Below are 17,994 nucleotides of genomic sequence, written 5' to 3'. Positions count from 1 at the left end.
CAACCCTTTTGACCTGTGGTCCCTAATTCGCCTCCATGAGCGCCGACCGCGCCGCCTTACAACGCGCTCTCGACCGAGGAGAGCAGGAGGGCGGCAGCGTGGAGTTCAAGGAACGACTCACGAGGGAAATCCACCTCGCCCACGGGCGGATGGAAAGTCTGGCCGCGCAACTACGCCACCGTGTCCTTTCCGGTGACGGTGTGGCAACGTACGTCGTCGGCGTGACCGACGACGGCGGCTTGGCCGGTATCGACCCGGACGCGTTTTCGGAATCGATGGACGTGTTGTCACTGCTCGCCGAGGAGGCGGGGGCACACATCGAGGACGTGCAAACGTGGGGTATCGACGCGAACGAAACCAGCATCCGCGCCTCGACGCGGAACGGGAGCGGCGGACTGGTCGGCGTCGCCACGATTCGGGAAGGGGCCGTCCTCGACATCGACAGCGAACACATCGTCGTCGGCACGGCGGGCCACGTCGACCACGGGAAAAGCACGCTAGTCGGCAGTCTCGTCACGGGGCAGGCGGACGACGGGGAAGGCGGGACGCGGGGCTATCTCGACGTGCAACCGCACGAAGTCCAACGCGGTTTGAGCGCGGACCTCTCCTATGCGGTGTACGGGTTCGACGACGAGGACGGACCGGTCCGCATGGACAACCCGCATCGCAAATCTGACCGTGCACGGGTGGTCGAGGAGAGCGACCGTCTCGTCTCCTTCGTGGACACCGTGGGCCACGAACCGTGGCTTCGCACCACGATTCGGGGACTCGTCGGCCAGAAACTCGACTACGGCCTGCTGACCGTCGCGGCGGACGACGGTCCGACGAAGACGACGCGCGAACACCTCGGCATCCTGCTCGCGACCGAACTCCCGACCATCGTCGCCATCACGAAGACCGACACGGTGAGCGAGGAGCGCGCCACCGAGGTCGAACGCGAGGTCGAACACCTGCTCCGAGAGGTCGGTAAAGTGCCGCTCCGCGTCGAACGTCACGGCGTCGACGTCGCTATCGAGGAAGTGGACGAGAACGTCGTCCCGATTCTGTTGACCAGCGCGGTTACGATGGACGGACTCGACGCGCTCGATACGATGTTCGAGCGACTGCCGAAGACGACGGCCGACAGCGGCGAGTTCAAGATGTACATCGACCGAAGCTACAGCGTGACCGGCGTCGGCGCGGTCGCCAGCGGAACCATCAACTCCGGGTCGGTCGAGGCGGGCGACGAACTGCTTCTCGGCCCCATGTCGGACGGACAGTTCAGGACCGTCGAAGTCCGTTCCATCGAGATGCACTATCACCGCGTGGACGAGGCCAAGGCGGGCCGCATCGTCGGCATCGCGCTGAAGGGCGTCCGGGAATCGGAAATCGAACGCGGAATGGTCCTGCTTCCGGCGGATTCCGACCCCGACCCCGTCCGCGAGTTCGAGGCCGAAGTCATGGTCCTCAACCATCCGACCCGAATCGGAACGGGCTACGAACCCGTCGTCCACTTGGAAACGGTCAGCGAAACCGCCGTCTTCGAACCCGAGGGCGGCCACCTCCTTCCCGGCGACAAGGGCACGACGCGAGTCCGATTCAAGTTCCGTCCCTACCTCGTCGAGGAAGGTCAGCGGTTCGTCTTCCGCGAAGGACAGAGCAAGGGCGTCGGCACCGTGACCGACGTGAATCCGGCCGGGTAATCGAACTCGTCGCTGATCTTCTGGAGTTTGTAAGCCAGCGCGTGATGCGCTGGTAGCGCAGCCTTCATACGCCAGAACGGCCTTTAAGCCGAGGTTGAAAGGATGAAGACTCAGTACTACACATCGACGAGTATCGACGGATATCTCGCCGACGAGAACAGTTCACTCGACTGGCTCTTCCAGTTCGGGGAGATCGATGAAATCGAAGGTGCGAAGGACGACTACCCGCAGTTCATAGAACAGGTTGGCTCCTTGGCCATGGGCTCGATGACTTACGAGTGGATCGTTGAACACGAAAACCTACTGGAGGACCCGGAACAATGGCCGTATGAGGTTCCGACTTGGGTGTTTAGTAGTCGGGAATTGCCGAAGATTAATGGGGCGAACATTCACTTCGTGCAGGGGGATGTCGCACCCGTCCATGCGGATATGGTGAAGGCAGCAGCCGGAAAGAACGTCTGGCTCGTCGGCGGCGGTGACCTCGTCGGACAATTCCACGAGACGGGTCTCCTCGACGAAATCATTCTCACCGTTGCGCCCGTCACGCTCGGTTCGGGTGCACCACTACTGCCGCGCAGGATTACCGACCCGCCCTTGAGACTGACGAACGTAGAAAAATACGGTGATATTTTTGCGGTTTTAACCTACGAAGTGCAGTAACTCGATGAGTGTTACTCGGGAAGACAGCTAGTCTTCTCTCGGAATCTGACGACTGGAGGGATGATGACGTTCGGTCCGGGGAGTCGGTGTCCGTGAAAAGGGATCGGTCACGGAACGTTCGATAGATGGCGGATAAACCACTCGATACCACGTTACAAGGCGAGGGGCGCTGTTCGTCCACGCTCAGTCCCGCTTCGAGAAACTCGTCGTAACGGGCGTGGTACGTCGGAACGTCGAAAAACGGGTCGACTCCGACGCGGTCGAACGACGCCGCGAGTACGTCCCCCGAACGTTGTTCGTACTCCAACAGCGTGTCGTCCAAGTCGAAGAGCAGCGTGTCGATAGGCACGCTCCATACGTACGCAACGGGTCGGTAAAAATGTCCCACCGTGGGGTCTCGTGTCCGGACTCGGAATCCTTCGCAAAATCCCGGTTACGAACCCCGTTTTTCCTCCCGACGCGAGACGGACCGGGGCGTTCGAAGGCGAACCGCTGGGCGTCGGTTCGTTTTTGATATTTACGTCCGCCGGTAGCCGTCACCCGACCGCTCCGCGAGGCCCAACAGCACCGCCCACTCCAGCATGTTTCCGACTCGTTCGCGCCAGACTTCTTCCACCCGCGTCGGGTCCTTGTGGCGTTCCCACGTCGGAATCTCCTCGCCGAACCCCTCGAAGACGGCGTCGCTGTCGAGCGGTTCGTCTCCCGACAGCGCGTTCAGAACGGTCGAGACGCCGTACACGCGGGTTCGGAACGCATCGGCGAGTTCCGCCTCGTCCGGGTCGCGGCGACGGCGAACGAACCCGCTTTCGGTCTCCTCGGCCAGTTCGAGCGCCCGCAGGAACGTGAGCCACGTCCGCGCGGTGTCCCGGCTTTGGAAGCCGACTCGTCGCATCAACCGGGCACAGCAGTCGTCCTCCGTGCCGGGAACCATCGGCACCGCACGCTGGACGTCGCTCACGAAATCGAGGTTTTCGGGCGCTTCCGGGACGGGTTTGAACTTCACAGGTCGAAGCTCTCCGCCAACAGGTCGTCGTTCGTCTCCCCGAGGACGTGTGTCGGTCCGTTCACCACGTCCACCGTCACCTGCGCCGGGGCGAAGACGCTCTCGGGAATCTCATCGAAGTCCCATCCTTCCTCGTCGAAGAACGTCTCGAACGTCGTGCCGTACTCGTCACCCGCCGACGACGGCAGTTCGTCGAAGCGGTCGAACCCCTCGTCCACGGTGAGGTGGACCTTCCCGCCGTATGCGAGCGCGTCGTTCGTCCGTCCGATTGCCGTCTCCTCGTCGTAGCTGATGGGGGCGACAGGCGCGGATCCCATCGCCGAGCGGACGTCGAGCGGGTCGTATCCGAGTTCCGTCAGGCGGAAGACGGCGAGTTCGGCGGCACGGGACGCGACGGTGACGCTCCCCGCCATGCTCCCGGTGGCGAACGTGGGTAGATAGACCGAGTTCGGTTCCACCTCCGCGAGGTCGGCGACGTGTTCCGCCACTTCTTCCGTCGGCAGCGTGTCGGATTCGACGGCGAGGACGGCGAAGTCGAACGCGTCCGTGTAGCCGACGCGGCGGTACTCGTCCTCCTCCGCGACCAGCGCTCGTGCGGGACCGCTTCCGAGTCCCTCGAAGTCCTCGACGGTGAGTTCCCATCCCGCCTTCTGTGAACAGAGCAGGGCGACTGCCGGGTGGTCCGTCGAGAGTTCGACGTGCGGTATCGGCGCGCCCGTGACGTCTTTCATCCGCGTCTGTATCGTCGCCAATCCGGCCGTCTGGAGTTCGGCGAGGAGCAGTCCAGCCTCCATCCCGCCGGTCGCTTCGACGCCGAAGTCGAGGACGGTCGCCTCGTTGTCCAGTTCGTACGCGGCGACGTTCAGTTCGTCCGCGAAGTCGATGGTCTCGTCTACGAGTTCGAGCGCCATCCGATTGAGACTCTCCATGTCTCGGGATTGGTGGTCATCCGGTAAACCGTTCCGGGTTCGCGGCCGCGTCAGCGCTCCCGTTTCGCTTCTCGTCCCAATTCGGCTTCGACCGCATCGACTTTCTCGCGTGCTCGTTGGTCACGCGCTCGCTTGTCGTCGATTTTGAGTACCGTACTCACGCGGTCACCGTCGACGGCCTCGTGGGCGGCTTGTGCCGCCGCGAACAGTTCGTCCGCCGAATCGGCCTCGATGACGGTGCCCATGGGATTCGTCTCGTAGGACACGTCGAACTCGTCGAGCGCGTCGACCGCCTTCGCGACTTCGCTCGCCATGCTTCCCTCCGTGACCGGTGCGACCGACAGCAGTGCGATTACCGTCATACGCTCACCGTCGTTCCCGAGTCCCCTGAACGTGTGGGTTGCACCAGCGCTTCGGACGATGTGCGAAAAATACCCCGTGACCGAACCGCTATCGCGTCGATTGCGGTCCCTGTTCGTAGCGCCGCGGTTCCGGTTGCGGTGCTTCCGGCCGTTGCGGCGGTGTTTGCTCCGATTCCCTCCTTCCGTTCGCCGACTGTATCGGCTCCCGCTGGAGGTGCGCTTCGAGGAACCAGAGGTATTTGTCCACCTCGCGGGAGAGTTCGGTCAGCAGGTCGGCGGTATCCTGATCCCCGTGTGAAATCGCGGCGTCGATACCGCCCCGAAGGTTCGCGGCGTGAAGCGCGAGGTTGTTCGCCAACGCCTCGACGTACTCCAAGCCGGTCACGGCGTTCGTTCGTATCTCCGGAATCCGCGAAGTCGTCGCCGCCATCCGAACCGTTCCCCGCGCCTCTCCGCCGAGTGCGGTCGCTCGCTCCGCGATATCGTCCCCGTGTTCGAACAGTTCGTCCGCCAACTCGTCGAACAGTAGGTGGAGTTGGTAGAAGTTCTGCCCCTTCACGTTCCAGTGGGCGTACTTCGTCTGCGTCAGCAGGTCCGTCGTGTCCGCGAGCGTCTGATTCAGCAGTTCCACGAGCGCCCGTCGCTCGTCGTCCGCGATGTCGTTTTGTGTGAAGAACATCCGCGCTGGTCGTTCGTCTTGTGTGTCACTCATTCTCCCCACCTCGATACTCAGAAGGACGGATTCGGGCAAGAGTATTGTGGGCACTTTCGTGACGTTTGCACATCACTCGTCCGTGCTCACTTCCTTTCGCCCCGTCAAACTGTCCGGGTCGAGATGGAAGTGTCGAAACGCCACGTCCTCGGGCGGTTGTTCGAAGATGTCCACCAGCGGAATGTCCACGTCCCACATGCGCTGGGCGACGGCCGAATCGTACGGCAAGTCGTCCACTTCCTCCAGCCGCCCGCTCGCGACGACGCTCCGATATCCCTCCTTCCTCTTCTCGTACGTGACGAACGAAATCGGGTCGTGGAGCAACGCCTCCTTTTCGCTGCCCGGCGGAAACGCGAAACGGAAGTAGAGACTTCTCGTCTCCGCGTAGTAGCCGTACGATATCGGCAACGTGAACGGCGGGTCCGAATCAGGTGTCGAAAACGAGATGACACCCGTTCCGCCGATTCCGAGGAAGTCGTTCAGTTCTTCGTCCGTCATCTGCACCCACCGTAGCCCCTGCATGCGAATCCGTACGACTCGGCGGTAGAAAACGACTCGGCTGGGTTTTCATGGACGGGATGGATGATGTAGTCCGTATATTCGGCGAGGAAATTCCCTCGCATGAAACAGCGGTCGCTTACGGATTTGCGTCAGTGAAAAGTGCGCTGGCTGGGACTTGAACCCAGGTTGTGACCATGGCAAGGTCACGTGATACCACTACACTACCAGCGCGTTTCGTTCGCCGCGTGTTGCGACATTACCATCTTGCCACGCGTGGGTATAAATGCATTACGCAAGCGAGGTGACAGGGTGATTTCGAGGTGATTCGTAGCCGTCGGTAGCGGTATTCACCTTCGCCCGCGCGTGCACGAAGCAAAAATCACCATCGTACCGAGAAACAGCGGCCGCTCGTCGTCGTGAGTTCGAAAAATGCGCTGGCTGGGATTGTGAACTACGCCCAGACGGTCCTGCTCACTCGCGTTGCTCGTTCGCAGGCATGCGTCTGGTCTTATTCAAATCCACAGAACGACTTTCCTTCGCACGAAGTTGAGCGAGAGGAACACCTTTCGCTCAACGTATTGTGCTCGGTAAAAGTGCGCTGGCTGGGATTTGAACCCAGGTTGTGACCATGGCAAGGTCACGTGATACCACTACACTACCAGCGCAGGTTGCTTGCACTCTTTCGTATTCCCGACTACTGTATAAGACTTGCGAGTTGGTGTGCTGCACGTGTGAAACTCACTCCCAAATTCCTCTTGATTTCGATGATTTGGGCCGTGTGAATACGTCACGCGCCCAAATCCGAAGCGGCACTCTTTTAACCGTCAGTACGAAAACTTCGCTACAGTCTAGTGATGAGGCGTCGAAGCGTAACGGTATGACAGTCAGCATACTCGTACCATCGTCCCTCGTCCGGGAAGCCGAAGACAAACGCGAGGCAACTCGCAAAATCGGCTACGTCGCCCGCGCGGCGACCGTGTTCCGGGCGGACCGCTTGGTCGTCTTCCCCGACGGGGAAGGCGAACGGAAGTGGGGCGCTGGATTCGTCGAAACCATACTGAAGTACGCCGCCACACCGCCCTACCTTCGAAAGGAGGTATTCGGAAGGCGGGACGAATTGGAGTACGCGGGCATCCTACCGCCGCTCCGCGCCTCATCGCAGACCGGCTCCGAATCGGAGGGTTCGGGGTCGTTAAGACAGGGAATCGTGACCGAGGTCGGACCTGAAGGGCGCGTTCGGGTCAATTGCGGACTGCAACACCCGATCTCACTCGTCGTTCCGTCGCAAATGACGGTCGGCGAGGGGGAACGCGTTACCGTCAGGATCTCTTCGAGAAGACCGGTCCGTGCGAAGCTCGTGGACGACCCCATCCCGGGGCTCACAGTGATGCGCATGGACCTCTCGGCGGCCCTCGACCGCGACGATGCTGGCGTTACGATCGCCACGTCGCGTTACGGAGAACCGCTCTCCGTCGAACGACTCGGAGAAGTCGTCACACGAACCGAACGCGACGGAATGACCGTCGCATTCGGCTCGCCAGGTCGAGGACTGCCGGAGATATTCGGGGTGTCCCCCGAAGGTATCTCCGCGGTCGAATCCGGCGTACCAGCCCGGTTCGACCTCTGGCTGAATACGGTTCCGAATCAAGGCAGCGAGGTCATACGAACTGAAGAAGCGATGTTCGCCTCCCTCGCGAGCCTTACCCTCAACATCGAGTGATACGATGCCAGAAACAAGCAGACCACGCAAAGGTTCGCTGGGCTTCGGCCCCCGAAAGCGCGCGACGAGCGAAGTTCCGCGCTTCAACTCGTGGCCCGACAGTGACGGTCAGCCGTCGCTGCAGGGATTCGCGGGTTACAAGGCTGGAATGACCCACGTGGTGATGGTCAACGACGAGGCAAACTCCCCCCGCGAAGGGATGGAGGAGACCGTACCGGTCACCATCGTCGAAACGCCCCCGATGCGCGCCGTCGCTCTTCGAGCCTACGAAGACACGCCGTACGGGAAGAAACCACTGACGGAAGTGTGGGGCTCCGAGTTCCACGACGAACTCGGCCGCACGCTCAACGTTCCGGAGAACCACGACGCCGACGGCGCGGAGGAGGACCTCCGCGCGGCCATCGAGGCAGGCGACGTGGCTGACCTCCGGGTCATCACGCACACCGTCCCCAGCGACCTCACGAACGTACCGAAGAAACGACCGGACGTCATGGAAACGCGAGTCGGCGGCGGCTCCCTCGAGGACCGCGCGGACTTCGCCCTCGAGCTACTCGAAGACGGCGGGGAACACGACATCACTGACGTGTTCCGCGCGGGCGAGTACCTCGACACCAGCGGCGTCACGAAAGGAAAAGGAACGCAGGGTCCCGTCAAGCGATGGGGCGTCCAGAAGCGGAAGGGCAAACACGCCCGCCAAGGCTGGAGACGCCGCATCGGTAACCTCGGCCCGTGGAATCCGTCGCGCGTTCGCTCGACGGTTCCGCAGCTGGGTCAGATGGGTTACCACCAGCGTACCGAACTCAACAAGCGTCTCATCTCCCTCGGCGACGACGATGAAGCCTCCGTCGACGGTGGCTTCGTCAACTACGGCGAGGTCGATGGTCCGTACGCGCTCATCAAGGGTTCGGTGCCGGGCCCGAACAAGCGCCTCGTGCGCTTCCGCCCTGCTGTTCGACCGACCGACCAACCGCGCCTCGACCCCGAGGTGCGCTACGTAAGTACGGAGTCCAACCAGGGATAATCCATGCAGGCAACAGTACGTGACCTGAACGGCGAGGACGCTGATACGGTCGACCTGCCGGACGTGTTCGACACGACCGTCCGCACCGACCTCATCAAGCGTGCAGTACTCGCCGCACAGGCAAACCGGAAACAGGACTACGGTACCGACCCCCACGCCGGGATGCGTACCTCCGCCGAGTCGCCGGGCAGTGGCCGCGGTATGGCCCACGTCCCGCGAACCAACGGACGAGGTGCTCGCGTTCCATTCACCGTGGGTGGCCGTGTCGCACACCCGCCCAAAGCGGAGAAAGACCGCTCCCTCTCGATCAACAAGAAGGAGCGAAAACTCGCAGTCCGTAGCGCCATCGCGGCGACCACGGACGCGGAACGCGTCGCGGAGCGCGGACACGACTTCGACGAGGACACGGAACTCCCCCTCGTCGTGAGCGACGACTTCGAAGACCTCGTGAAGACCCAAGAGGTCGTTTCCTTCCTCGAAGCGGTCGGCATCGACGCCGACATCGCACGCGCGGAGGACAACAAGAAGGTCCGTGCCGGACGCGGCAAGACCCGTGGCCGCAAGTACAAGACGCCGAAGTCGATCCTGTTCGTCACCAGCGAGAAACCGTCGCGCGCAGCGCGAAACCTCGCCGGTGCCGACGTCGCGACGGCGCGTGAGGTCAACGCGGAAGACCTCGCGCCCGGGACGCAGGCAGGACGACTGACCGTCTGGACCGAAAGCGCACTCGAAGAGGTGGCAGACCGATGAGCGTCGTCGAATATCCGTGGGTTACGGAGAAGGCGATGAACGAGATGGACTTCGACAACAAGCTCCAGTTCATCGTCTCGCTCGACGCGACGAAGCCGGAGATCCGCGACGAGATCGAGGACCGCTACGATGTCACCATCGAGAAGATCAACACCCAAGTCACGATGAACGGTAAAAAGAAGGCGACCGTCTCGTTGTCGGACGACGACGACGCACAGGACGTCGCCTCCCGAATCGGGGTGTTCTGATAATGGGACGAAGGATTCAGGGACAGCGACGTGGACGCGGGGGACCGACCTTCCGTGCTCCGTCGCACCGATACAAAGCAGAACTGAGCCACAAAAACGCCGAAGACAGCGACTTGGTCACCGGGACGGTCGTGGGTATCGAACACGACCCCGCCCGCAGTGCCCCCGTCGCGGCCATCGAGTTCGAGGACGGCGACCAGCGACTCGTCCTCGCACCCGAAGGCGTCGGCGTCGGAGAGGAGATTCAGGTCGGCGTTTCCGCCGAAATCAAGCCGGGCAACACGCTCCCGCTCGCCGAAATCCCGGAAGGGGTTCCGGTGTGCAACGTCGAGCGCCAGCCCGGTGACGGCGGCAAGTTCGCTCGCGCATCCGGCGTCGGCGCGAACCTCATCACGCACGACCGAGAGGCCGCCATCGTGGAACTCCCGAGCGGCGAAGTCCGACGACTCTCGCCCCAGTGCCGTGCCACCATCGGCGTCGTCGCCGGTGGCGGACGGACGGAGAAACCGATGGTCAAGGCCGGTAACAAGTATCACAAAATGAAAGCGCGCGGCACGAAGTGGCCGAACGTGCGTGGTGTGGCGATGAACGCCGTGGACCACCCGTTCGGTGGCGGTGGCCGCCAGCACCCCGGACGCCCGAAGAGCGTCTCCCGAGACGCTCCGCCGGGACGAAAGGTCGGAGACATCGCGTCCAAGCGAACCGGACGTGGAGGTAACAAATGAGCGGAAGCGATTATCGAACAGGACGCGAAGGTGAGTTCACCTATCGCGGCTACGATCTCGACGAACTGCAGGACATGAGTCTTGAGGAAGTCGCGGAACTGCTGCCCGCACGAATGCGGCGAAGCATCCTTCGCGGGTTGACCGTCGAGCAGGAGAAACTGCTCGACAAGGCCCAGGAGAAGACCGAGCAAGAATCGGCGAACAGCCCGATTCGGACGCACCTGCGCGACATGCCCGTGCTCCCGTCGTTCGTCAACAAGACGTTCGCCGTCTACAACGGCAGCGACTTCGAGCGCGTGCGAATCGAGCCGGAGATGTTGGGACACTACCTCGGTGAGTTCCAGCTGACCCGCAACTCGGTCGAACACGGACAAGCGGGAATCGGTGCGACCCGCTCCTCGAAGTTCGTGCCACTCAAATAAACCATGGGAATCAGCTACAGCGTCGATGCCGACCCGGACACCACCGCCAAGGGGATGCTCCGAGAGCGGCACATGAGCCACAAGCACAGTAAGGCGATTGCTCGAGAGATAAAGGGCAAAACCGCCGGGGACGCGAAAGCGTACCTCCAGCAGGTCGTGAACGAAGAGCGGTCGGTGCCGTTTAAGCAGCACAACAGCGGCGTCGGCCACCGTTCGGATATCGACGGTTGGGACGCGGGTCGCTACCCCGAGAAGGCCAGCAAGGCGTTCATCGAACTGCTCGACAACGTCGTCGGCAACGCGGACGCCCAAGGGTTCGACGGCGAATCGATGGAAATCATGCACGTCGCCGCCCACAAGGTCGGCGAAGTGCAGGGACGAAAACCCCGAGCGTTCGGCCGCGCAAGCGCGTGGAACACGCCCGAGGTCGACGTCGAACTCATCCTTGAGGAGGTCGACAACTAATGGCAGACGAACATCAGTTCATCGAAGACGGGCTTCAGCGCTCGCAGATAGACGAGTTCTTCGCGGAAGAACTCGGTCGAGCGGGCTACGGCGGCATGGACGTCGCCAAGACGCCGATGGGGACCCAAATCGTCCTCATGGCCGAAAAGCCCGGTATGGTCATCGGAAAGGGCGGGAAGAACATCCGGAAGATCACCCGAGAACTCGGTGAGCGGTTCAACCTCGACGACCCGCAGATCGACGTTCAAGAGGTCGACGAACCGGACCTGAACGCTCGTATCGTCGCCGACCGACTTGCCAACGCGCTCGAACGCGGATGGTACTTCCGGAAGGCGGGTCACACGACCATCGACCGAATCATGGACTCCGGTGCACTCGGCGCCGAAATCGTCCTGTCCGGGAAGGTCACAGGTGCGCGCTCGCGCGTTGAGAAGTTCAACCGCGGCTACATCAAGCACAACGGCGAACCCGCCCAGACCATCGTCGACCACGGTCAGGGCGTCGCGGTGATGAAACTCGGCACCATCGGTGTCGACGTGAAGATCATCCCGCCGGGAGCGGACCTGCCGGACGACTTCCAGATCGAAGAGGGCGCGAACCCCGAAGAGCTCGTTCCCGATGCCGTCGAGGCCAACGAGGCCGCCGACCTCATCGAAGAACCGAGCGAGGACGAACTCGAAGACCTCCGCGCCGACGAGGACGAGGAATCGCCGGAACCCGGCGAGGCCGACGTCGACGAAGAGGTCGTCGAGGAAGTCATCGAGGACGAGTCCGAAGCTGACGCCGACGAATCCGAAACCGAGTCCGTCGAGGAAGTCATCGAGGACGAGTCCGAAGCTGACGCCGACGAATCCGAAACCGAGTCCGTCGAGGAAGAACTCGACGAACTCGAAGAGGACGTCGAGGCGGAAGCGGAGGAACTCCTCGAAGAGATGGAAGGCGAGGAGCAGGGCTCCTCGGAAAGTTCGAGCGGGCAAAGCCCGGGAGAAGGCGGCGACGAAACGGACGAAGACGAAGAGGCGGAACAGGCAGAAGAGGAGGCTGAGGAATAATGGCCATCCTCCACACCTCGGAAATCCGCGACATGACGCCCGCAGAGCGGGAGGCCGAACTCGAAGACCTCGAGACGGAACTGCTCAACGCGAAAGCCGTCAAAGCCGCGGGTGGTGCGCCGGAAAACCCCGGCCGCATCAAGGAACTCCGTCGAACCATCGCTCGAATCAAGACGATTCAGCAAGAAGAAGGCGACCTCGAATAAGATGCCACTGACACCCGAGACGCTCACGAAACACGAACTCGTCGGCCTGTACGTACGGGTCGTTTCGGCGACGAATCCGTCCCTCGAAGCCATCGAAGGGCGGGTCGTTTCCGAGACGATGCGCACGCTTACCGTCGAGTCCGCGTCTCGGTCGTGGCAGGTACCAAAGCAGGGCACGACGTTCGAATTCGAACTCACAAATGAAGCCGCCGTTTCCTGTGAAGGAACGGGGACTTCGTCCAAACTGGGGTCGGAAACTGCCGGAGGGAACTCCGGTCAGTCTGGCTCTGTCTCCGAGTCTCGCTCGGGGACTCGTCGGAACGCTTCCGACGATGGCGAGGGCGGAGCCTACGTTACGGTGGATGGCACGAATTTGCTCTCACGACCCGCATTGCGTACCGAAACTGGAGGTAACTCGAAATGGCGTTAGGATTGAATGTATCAGAACCGGAGGAGACCTGCTCCCACGAGGACTGCCCGTTCCACGGATCGCTTTCCGTGCGCGGTCAGATAATCGAGGGGGAAGTCGCCTCCACTGACATGGACAAAACCGTTGTCGTCGAGCGAGAGTACGACGTTACTGTGCCGAAATACGATCGGCAGATGAAACGTCGCTCCCGCGTTCCGGCCCACGCGCCGGAGTGCATGACGCTCGAAGTCGGCGACACGGTTCGTATCGCAGAAACCCGACCGCTCTCGAAGACGAAATCACACGTCGTCGTCGAGAACTTGGCAGATGCCGAGGAGGGTGACGACTGATGGAAGCACTGAAGGCCGACGTAACCCAGGGCGTGGAGAAAGGCTCCCTGCTCAACTGCGCCGACAACACCGGCGCACGTCAACTGAAGGTCATCAGCGTTTCCGGCTACCACGGCACGAAAAGCCGCCATCCCAAAGCGGGCATCGGTGACAAGATCACCGTGTCCGTCACGAAAGGGACGCCGGAGATGCGCCGTCAGGTGCTCGAAGCTGTCATCGTTCGACAGCGAAAATCCATCCGTCGCCCCGACGGCACGCGTGTCAAATTCGAAGACAACGCGGCCGTCGTCATCGACGACGTGGAAGAGCCGCGAGGGACCGAAATCAAGGGTCCCATCGCGCAGGAAGTCGCAGAGCGGTTCGGAAGTATCGCAAGCACAGCTACGATGATAGTATGACTCGACAACCACGCAAACAGCGAAACCAGACCGAACGCGCACCGCTCCACGAGCGGCACAAGCAGGTCAAAGCGACGTTGTCGGACGACCTCCGCGAGGAGTTCGACCAGCGTAGCGTCCGCGTCAACGCGGGCGACACGGTCGAAGTCATGCGCGGCGATTTCGCCGGCGAAGAAGGCGAAGTCACCAAGGTCGACCTGAAGAAGGCAGTCGTCTTCGTCGAGGACGTTTCCCTCGAAAAGGCCGACGGTGAGGACGTCCCGCGACCGCTCGAAGCGAGCAACGTTCGCGTGACCGACCTCGACCTGTCCGATGACCGCCGCGAGGCGCGTCTGGAAGGTGATTCCGAATGAGCAACCATCAGAAACGACTCTCCGTTCCGAAATCCTGGCCGGTCGAGCGAAAGACCGCCACGTTCACCGTGAAGGCCGGCGCCGGCCCGCACGGGCGCGACGGTGTTCCGCTCCTCATCCTGATGCGGGACGTACTGGGCTATGCGGCCTCGAAGAAGGAAGCCCGCTACGCGCTCAATCAGGATGCGGTTCTCGTGAACGGACAATCAGTGAGTGACGAACAGCGACCCATCGGTATGTTCGACATCATCGCGTTCACCGAACGCGAGGAGTTCTACCGCGTCTTCCCCGACGAGGGCGGTCGCCTCGCGCTGACCCCCATCGACGAGGATGCGGCGGACGGCCGACTGGCGAAAATCGAGGACAAGACGAACGTCCCCGGTGGCGAAACGCAACTCAATCTCCACGACGGAAGCAACCTCCGTGTCGAGTCCGATTCGGACTACAACACGAAGGACTCCATCGTCGTCGGAAACGAGGACAAGGACATCCTCGCCCACTTCCCGTACGAAGAGGGCAGTCTCGTCACCGCCGTTCGCGGGCAGCACGCCGGCGAAATCGGCGAAGTCACCGACATCACGGTGACGCCCGGAAGCGGTTCGAACACGGTCGCCGTCGAAAGCGACGACACCGCGTTCGAAACCGTCGAGGAGTACCTCGTCGTCATCGACGAGAACTTCACGGGAGGAGATGACGAATGAGCGAAGCCGAATTCCACGAGATGCGAGAGCCGAAAGTGGAGAAGGTCGTCGTCCACATGGGCGTCGGCGAAGGTGGTCGCGAACTCGCCAACGCCGAGGAAATCCTCGAAGACGTGACGGAACAACGGAGCGTCCGCACGTTGGCGAAGTCCACGCTCCCCGACTTCGGCATCCGTCAGGGCGACCCCATCGGTGCGAAGGTGACGCTCCGTGGCGAGGACGCACACGAGTTCCTCGAAACGGCGCTCTCGCTCGTCAGCCTCTCGTCGAACCAGTTCGACGACACGGGCAATTTCAGCTTCGGTATCGACGAGCACACCGAGTTCCCGAATCAGGAGTACGACCCGAACGTCGGAATCTACGGGCTTGACGTCACCGTCAACCTCGTTCGACCGGGCTACCGCGTCGCCAAGCGCGACAAGGTCACCCGCAAGATTCCGTCGAACCACCGTCTGACGGCCGAGGACGCGCTCGCGTTCCTGCAGGCCAACTTCGACGTTGAGGTGGATGAATGAGCGAAAGTGAGAACGACTCGACCGGCGAGCATTCGACCAAGCGCACTGGCCAACTCGAAACGTGCCAACGATGTGGTCGAAAGCAAGGACTGGTCGGAAAGTACGACATCAATCTGTGTCGCCAGTGCTTCCGCGAGATCGCACGCGACATGGGATTCAGGAAGTACCGATAACAATGGCAGGAAACGACCCCCTCAGTAACGCACTCTCCGGCGTGGACAACGCCGAAGGTGTCGGTCATCTGTCCCACACGGTACAGCCCGCCTCGAACGAGATCGGCAGCGTGCTCGAGGTCTTTTACGACCACGGGTACATCGACGGCTTCGACTTCGTCGACGACGGTAAAGCCGGTCGCTTCGAGATCGAACTGAAAGGCGCTATCAATGACTGTGGCGCGGTCAAGCCCCGCTATTCGGTGGGCAAAGACGACTTCGAGAAGTGGGAGAAGCGATTCCTCCCGGCCCGAGACTACGGGGCACTCGTCGTCACGACCAGCCACGGCGTCATGAGCCACTACGAGGCCCGCGAGAAGGGAATCGGTGGCCAGGTCATCGCATACGTCTACTAGAATCATGCCACGAGTAGAAATCGAAATTCCGGACGAGGTGTCCGCCGACGTGGACCACCTCGACGTGACCGTCGAAGGACCAGAGGGAACCGTCACGCGACGGCTTTGGTACCCGGACGTGCGTGTCACCGTCGAGGACGACGCAGTGGTCATCGAGAGCGACGCCACCGACGCCAAAACGAAGGCGACGATGGGGACGTTCGAGAGCCACGTGCGAAACATGGTTCACGGCGTCAGCGAGGAGTGGGAGTACAAGATGGAAGTCTTCTACTCTCACTTCCCGATGCAGGTACGTTCCGAAGGCGACGAAGTCGTCATCGAGAACTTCCTCGGCGAGAAAGCACCGCGACGAACGGACGTCCACGGGGACACCGTCGTCGAGGTAAGCGACGAGGAACTGTCCCTGCGCGGCCCGAGCATCGAGGATGTCGGCCAAACCGCAGCAGACATCGAACAACTCACCCGCGTGTCGGGTAAAGACACGCGCGTGTTCCAGGACGGCGTCTACATTACGGAGAAGCCGTCCACGGGAGGTGCCTGATAGATGGCAGACGAACCAGAATCGATCGAAGACATCAGCGGTGTTGGCGAGAGCAAGGCCGAGTCGCTCCAAGAGGCAGGCTACGAGTCCGTCGAGGACATCAAAGCGGCCAGTCAAGACGACCTCGCGGAAGTCGACGGTATCGGCAACGCGCTCGCCGCCCGTATCAAGGCGGACGTCGGAGACCTCGAAGTCGAGGAAGAGACCGAAGCCGAAATCGAAGAGGAAGAACCGGAGGCCGAGGAAGAACCGGCCGAAGACGTCGAAACCGAACTGCAGCCCCGCGGGCTGACCGAGAAGACGCCCGACCTCGAAGACGAGGAAGCGCGACTTCTCAAGCAGCGAGAACGCGCCGGCAAACCGCAGTTCAATCGACAGGACTACCACAAGAAAAAGCGCACGCCGGAATCGTGGCGCAAGCCCCGCGGAAACCTCAGCAAGCAGCGCCGAGGCATCAAGGGCAAAGGCGACATGGTTCAGGCTGGCTACCGCACGCCGAAGTCCGTTCGGGGCAAGCACCCGAGCGGGTTCGACGAGGTTCGTGTCCACAACGTCGATGACCTCGACGACGTGGACGGCGACACCGAAGCGGTTCGAATCGGCTCGAAAGTCGGCGCTCGCAAGCGCGAGCGTATCGAGGAAGTCGCAGAGGAGGACGGCATTCGCGTGCTCAACCCGACCTACGTCGAAGTGGAGGTTGACAATGAGTGACTTGAGTGCACAGAAGCGACTCGCCGCAGACGTTCTCGACGTCGGGAAGAACCGCGTTTGGTTCGACCCCGACGCACAGGGTGCCATCGCGGACGCGATTACCCGCGAGGACATCCGCGAACTCGTCGACGACGGGTCGATCAAATCGAAGGACGCAAAGAGCAACTCCCGCGGTCGTGCCCGTGAGCGCAACGCGAAGCGCGCCTACGGTCACCGAACCGGTCCCGGAACCCGCAAAGGGAAGAAGGGCGGCCGCAAGAACTCGAAAGAGGAGTGGACGAATCAAATCCGCGCACAGCGACGCAAACTACGCGAACTCCGTTCCGAGGGCGAAATCACGCAGACGCAGTACCGAACACTGTACAACAAGTCCAAGGGTGGGGAGTTCCGTAGCGTGCAATACCTGCTGAACTACATAGAGAACAACTACTAACAATGGCAACTGGACCACGATACAAGGTGCCGATGCGCCGCCGCCGTGAGGTCCGGACTGACTACCATCAAAGGTTGCGCCTGCTGAAATCGGGCAAGCCACGTCTGGTCGCTCGGAAGAGCAATCAGCATGTCAGGGCACAGCTGGTCACGATGGGTCCCGACGGCGACAACACAGTTGCGAGTGCATATTCCGGCGATCTGGCGGAGTACGGCTGGGAAGCCCCCACGGGCAACCTCCCCAGCGCGTACCTCACTGGATACCTGCTCGGTAAACGCGCACTCGACACTGATTACGAGGAGGCAGTCCTCGACATCGGTCTCAACACGGCGACGCCCGGCAGCAAGGCGTTCGCAGTACAGGAAGGTGCAATCGACGCTGGCCTCGACATCCCACACAACGAAAGCGTGATGGCGGATTGGTCGCGCAACCGCGGCGAGCACATCGCCGACTACGCTGAACAGCTGGACGAGCCGCTGTACAGCGGGGATTTCGACGCCACAGAACTACCCGAGCACTTCGACGAAGTGCTCTCGAACCTGCAGGAGGACGAATAA

28 protein-coding genes and 2 tRNA genes are annotated in these 17,994 nt (G+C 61.8%); 23 read left to right on the top strand and 7 right to left on the bottom strand.

Features of this window, described 5'->3' with window-relative positions; all coding sequences use genetic code 11:
• The first annotated feature begins 35 nt into the window (after positions 1-35).
• Together AC1XDK_RS02070 and AC1XDK_RS02065 are read left to right on the top strand one after the other, a co-directional pair.
• The gene (locus tag AC1XDK_RS02070) at positions 36-1,682 is read left to right on the top strand and encodes a GTPBP1 family GTP-binding protein (RefSeq protein ID WP_483348110.1); all 1,647 of its coding nucleotides are present in this window, start codon (positions 36-38) and stop codon (positions 1,680-1,682) included.
• A gap of 102 nt (positions 1,683-1,784) precedes the next feature.
• On the top strand, positions 1,785-2,342 hold the full coding sequence (locus AC1XDK_RS02065; protein ID WP_483348109.1) for a dihydrofolate reductase family protein: 558 nt from the start codon (positions 1,785-1,787) through the stop codon (positions 2,340-2,342).
• Positions 2,343-2,859: 517 nt separating this feature from the next.
• On the opposite strand, the gene AC1XDK_RS02060 is transcribed toward AC1XDK_RS02065, so the two are convergent.
• The 7 genes from AC1XDK_RS02060 to AC1XDK_RS02030 all read right to left on the bottom strand — a co-directional run bounded on the left by AC1XDK_RS02060 (position 2,860) and on the right by AC1XDK_RS02030 (position 6,514).
• The gene (locus tag AC1XDK_RS02060) at positions 2,860-3,345 is read right to left on the bottom strand and encodes a double winged helix-containing putative transcriptional regulator (protein WP_483348108.1); all 486 of its coding nucleotides are present in this window, start codon (positions 3,343-3,345) and stop codon (positions 2,860-2,862) included.
• Entirely contained in the window at positions 3,342-4,274 is a 933-nt protein-coding gene (gene mch, locus AC1XDK_RS02055) for a methenyltetrahydromethanopterin cyclohydrolase (protein ID WP_483348107.1), read from the bottom strand. The genes AC1XDK_RS02060 and mch overlap by 4 nt, the downstream gene beginning before the upstream one ends.
• A gap of 50 nt (positions 4,275-4,324) precedes the next feature.
• Positions 4,325-4,636, bottom strand: coding sequence for an MTH1187 family thiamine-binding protein (locus tag AC1XDK_RS02050; RefSeq protein ID WP_231185241.1), 312 nt, complete (start codon positions 4,634-4,636; stop codon positions 4,325-4,327).
• Positions 4,637-4,724: 88 nt separating this feature from the next.
• Complete coding sequence (gene dps, locus AC1XDK_RS02045) at positions 4,725-5,348, bottom strand: DNA starvation/stationary phase protection protein Dps (protein WP_483348106.1); 624 nt, start codon at positions 5,346-5,348, stop codon at positions 4,725-4,727.
• 72 nt (positions 5,349-5,420) lie between these two features.
• Positions 5,421-5,846, bottom strand: coding sequence for a pyridoxamine 5'-phosphate oxidase family protein (locus AC1XDK_RS02040; protein ID WP_483348105.1), 426 nt, complete (start codon positions 5,844-5,846; stop codon positions 5,421-5,423).
• A gap of 163 nt (positions 5,847-6,009) precedes the next feature.
• Positions 6,010-6,080: transfer RNA gene (locus AC1XDK_RS02035), tRNA-Gly, on the bottom strand.
• A 363-nt stretch (positions 6,081-6,443) separates the two neighbouring features.
• Positions 6,444-6,514: transfer RNA gene (locus tag AC1XDK_RS02030), tRNA-Gly, on the bottom strand.
• A 212-nt stretch (positions 6,515-6,726) separates the two neighbouring features.
• Here AC1XDK_RS02030 and AC1XDK_RS02025 point away from each other — a divergent pair.
• The 21 genes from AC1XDK_RS02025 to AC1XDK_RS01925 are packed head-to-tail and all read left to right on the top strand — an operon-like array spanning position 6,727 to position 17,994.
• A complete protein-coding gene (locus AC1XDK_RS02025) occupies positions 6,727-7,569 on the top strand; it encodes a putative RNA uridine N3 methyltransferase (RefSeq protein WP_483348104.1) in 843 nt (280 codons plus the stop codon).
• 4 nt (positions 7,570-7,573) lie between these two features.
• The gene (locus tag AC1XDK_RS02020) at positions 7,574-8,590 is read left to right on the top strand and encodes a 50S ribosomal protein L3 (RefSeq protein ID WP_483348103.1); all 1,017 of its coding nucleotides are present in this window, start codon (positions 7,574-7,576) and stop codon (positions 8,588-8,590) included.
• A gap of 3 nt (positions 8,591-8,593) precedes the next feature.
• Positions 8,594-9,340 carry a 50S ribosomal protein L4 gene (gene rpl4p, locus AC1XDK_RS02015; protein WP_483348102.1) on the top strand — a complete coding sequence of 249 codons (747 nt, stop codon included), beginning with the start codon at positions 8,594-8,596 and terminating at the stop codon, positions 9,338-9,340.
• Positions 9,337-9,588: a 50S ribosomal protein L23 gene (locus tag AC1XDK_RS02010; protein ID WP_395283763.1), complete on the top strand. Its 252-nt coding sequence runs from the start codon at positions 9,337-9,339 to the stop codon at positions 9,586-9,588. The genes rpl4p and AC1XDK_RS02010 overlap by 4 nt, the downstream gene beginning before the upstream one ends.
• A 2-nt stretch (positions 9,589-9,590) precedes the next feature.
• Complete coding sequence (locus AC1XDK_RS02005; protein WP_231185234.1) at positions 9,591-10,313, top strand: 50S ribosomal protein L2; 723 nt, start codon at positions 9,591-9,593, stop codon at positions 10,311-10,313.
• Positions 10,310-10,735 carry a 30S ribosomal protein S19 gene (locus AC1XDK_RS02000; protein WP_483348101.1) on the top strand — a complete coding sequence of 142 codons (426 nt, stop codon included), beginning with the start codon at positions 10,310-10,312 and terminating at the stop codon, positions 10,733-10,735. The genes AC1XDK_RS02005 and AC1XDK_RS02000 overlap by 4 nt, the downstream gene beginning before the upstream one ends.
• 3 nt (positions 10,736-10,738) lie before the next feature.
• Positions 10,739-11,200, top strand: coding sequence for a 50S ribosomal protein L22 (locus AC1XDK_RS01995; protein WP_483348100.1), 462 nt, complete (start codon positions 10,739-10,741; stop codon positions 11,198-11,200).
• Complete coding sequence (locus AC1XDK_RS01990) at positions 11,200-12,252, top strand: 30S ribosomal protein S3 (protein ID WP_483348099.1); 1,053 nt, start codon at positions 11,200-11,202, stop codon at positions 12,250-12,252. The genes AC1XDK_RS01995 and AC1XDK_RS01990 overlap by 1 nt, the downstream gene beginning before the upstream one ends.
• Entirely contained in the window at positions 12,252-12,458 is a 207-nt protein-coding gene (gene rpmC, locus AC1XDK_RS01985) for a 50S ribosomal protein L29 (protein WP_483348098.1), read from the top strand. Before AC1XDK_RS01990 ends, rpmC begins: the two co-directional genes overlap by 1 nt.
• Before the next feature lies 1 nt (position 12,459).
• Entirely contained in the window at positions 12,460-12,888 is a 429-nt protein-coding gene (locus tag AC1XDK_RS01980) for a ribonuclease P protein component 1 (protein WP_483348097.1), read from the top strand.
• The gene (locus tag AC1XDK_RS01975) at positions 12,879-13,217 is read left to right on the top strand and encodes a 30S ribosomal protein S17 (RefSeq protein ID WP_483348096.1); all 339 of its coding nucleotides are present in this window, start codon (positions 12,879-12,881) and stop codon (positions 13,215-13,217) included. Before AC1XDK_RS01980 ends, AC1XDK_RS01975 begins: the two co-directional genes overlap by 10 nt.
• The gene (locus AC1XDK_RS01970; RefSeq protein WP_231185227.1) at positions 13,217-13,615 is read left to right on the top strand and encodes a 50S ribosomal protein L14; all 399 of its coding nucleotides are present in this window, start codon (positions 13,217-13,219) and stop codon (positions 13,613-13,615) included. The genes AC1XDK_RS01975 and AC1XDK_RS01970 overlap by 1 nt, the downstream gene beginning before the upstream one ends.
• Positions 13,612-13,968: a 50S ribosomal protein L24 gene (gene rplX, locus AC1XDK_RS01965; protein ID WP_483348095.1), complete on the top strand. Its 357-nt coding sequence runs from the start codon at positions 13,612-13,614 to the stop codon at positions 13,966-13,968. The genes AC1XDK_RS01970 and rplX overlap by 4 nt, the downstream gene beginning before the upstream one ends.
• Entirely contained in the window at positions 13,965-14,669 is a 705-nt protein-coding gene (locus AC1XDK_RS01960) for a 30S ribosomal protein S4e (protein ID WP_483348094.1), read from the top strand. Before rplX ends, AC1XDK_RS01960 begins: the two co-directional genes overlap by 4 nt.
• Entirely contained in the window at positions 14,666-15,184 is a 519-nt protein-coding gene (locus AC1XDK_RS01955; RefSeq protein ID WP_483348093.1) for a 50S ribosomal protein L5, read from the top strand. Before AC1XDK_RS01960 ends, AC1XDK_RS01955 begins: the two co-directional genes overlap by 4 nt.
• On the top strand, positions 15,181-15,357 hold the full coding sequence (locus AC1XDK_RS01950; protein ID WP_007983484.1) for a 30S ribosomal protein S14: 177 nt from the start codon (positions 15,181-15,183) through the stop codon (positions 15,355-15,357). Before AC1XDK_RS01955 ends, AC1XDK_RS01950 begins: the two co-directional genes overlap by 4 nt.
• Positions 15,358-15,359: 2 nt before the next feature.
• Complete coding sequence (locus tag AC1XDK_RS01945) at positions 15,360-15,752, top strand: 30S ribosomal protein S8 (RefSeq protein WP_483348092.1); 393 nt, start codon at positions 15,360-15,362, stop codon at positions 15,750-15,752.
• A gap of 4 nt (positions 15,753-15,756) precedes the next feature.
• Positions 15,757-16,293 (top strand): 50S ribosomal protein L6, encoded by a 537-nt coding sequence (locus AC1XDK_RS01940; protein ID WP_483348091.1) that lies wholly within the window; start codon positions 15,757-15,759, stop codon positions 16,291-16,293.
• A 3-nt stretch (positions 16,294-16,296) separates the two neighbouring features.
• On the top strand, positions 16,297-17,004 hold the full coding sequence (locus AC1XDK_RS01935; protein ID WP_483348090.1) for a 50S ribosomal protein L32e: 708 nt from the start codon (positions 16,297-16,299) through the stop codon (positions 17,002-17,004).
• Positions 16,997-17,437 (top strand): 50S ribosomal protein L19e, encoded by a 441-nt coding sequence (locus tag AC1XDK_RS01930; protein WP_483348089.1) that lies wholly within the window; start codon positions 16,997-16,999, stop codon positions 17,435-17,437. The genes AC1XDK_RS01935 and AC1XDK_RS01930 overlap by 8 nt, the downstream gene beginning before the upstream one ends.
• 2 nt (positions 17,438-17,439) lie before the next feature.
• On the top strand, positions 17,440-17,994 hold the full coding sequence (locus tag AC1XDK_RS01925) for a 50S ribosomal protein L18 (RefSeq protein WP_483348088.1): 555 nt from the start codon (positions 17,440-17,442) through the stop codon (positions 17,992-17,994).

The sequence above is a fragment of the Haladaptatus sp. HS23 genome, from assembly GCF_056892285.1.
The sequence above is the reverse complement of the archived record's forward strand: the minus strand, read 5'-3'. Positions and strand labels throughout refer to the sequence as shown.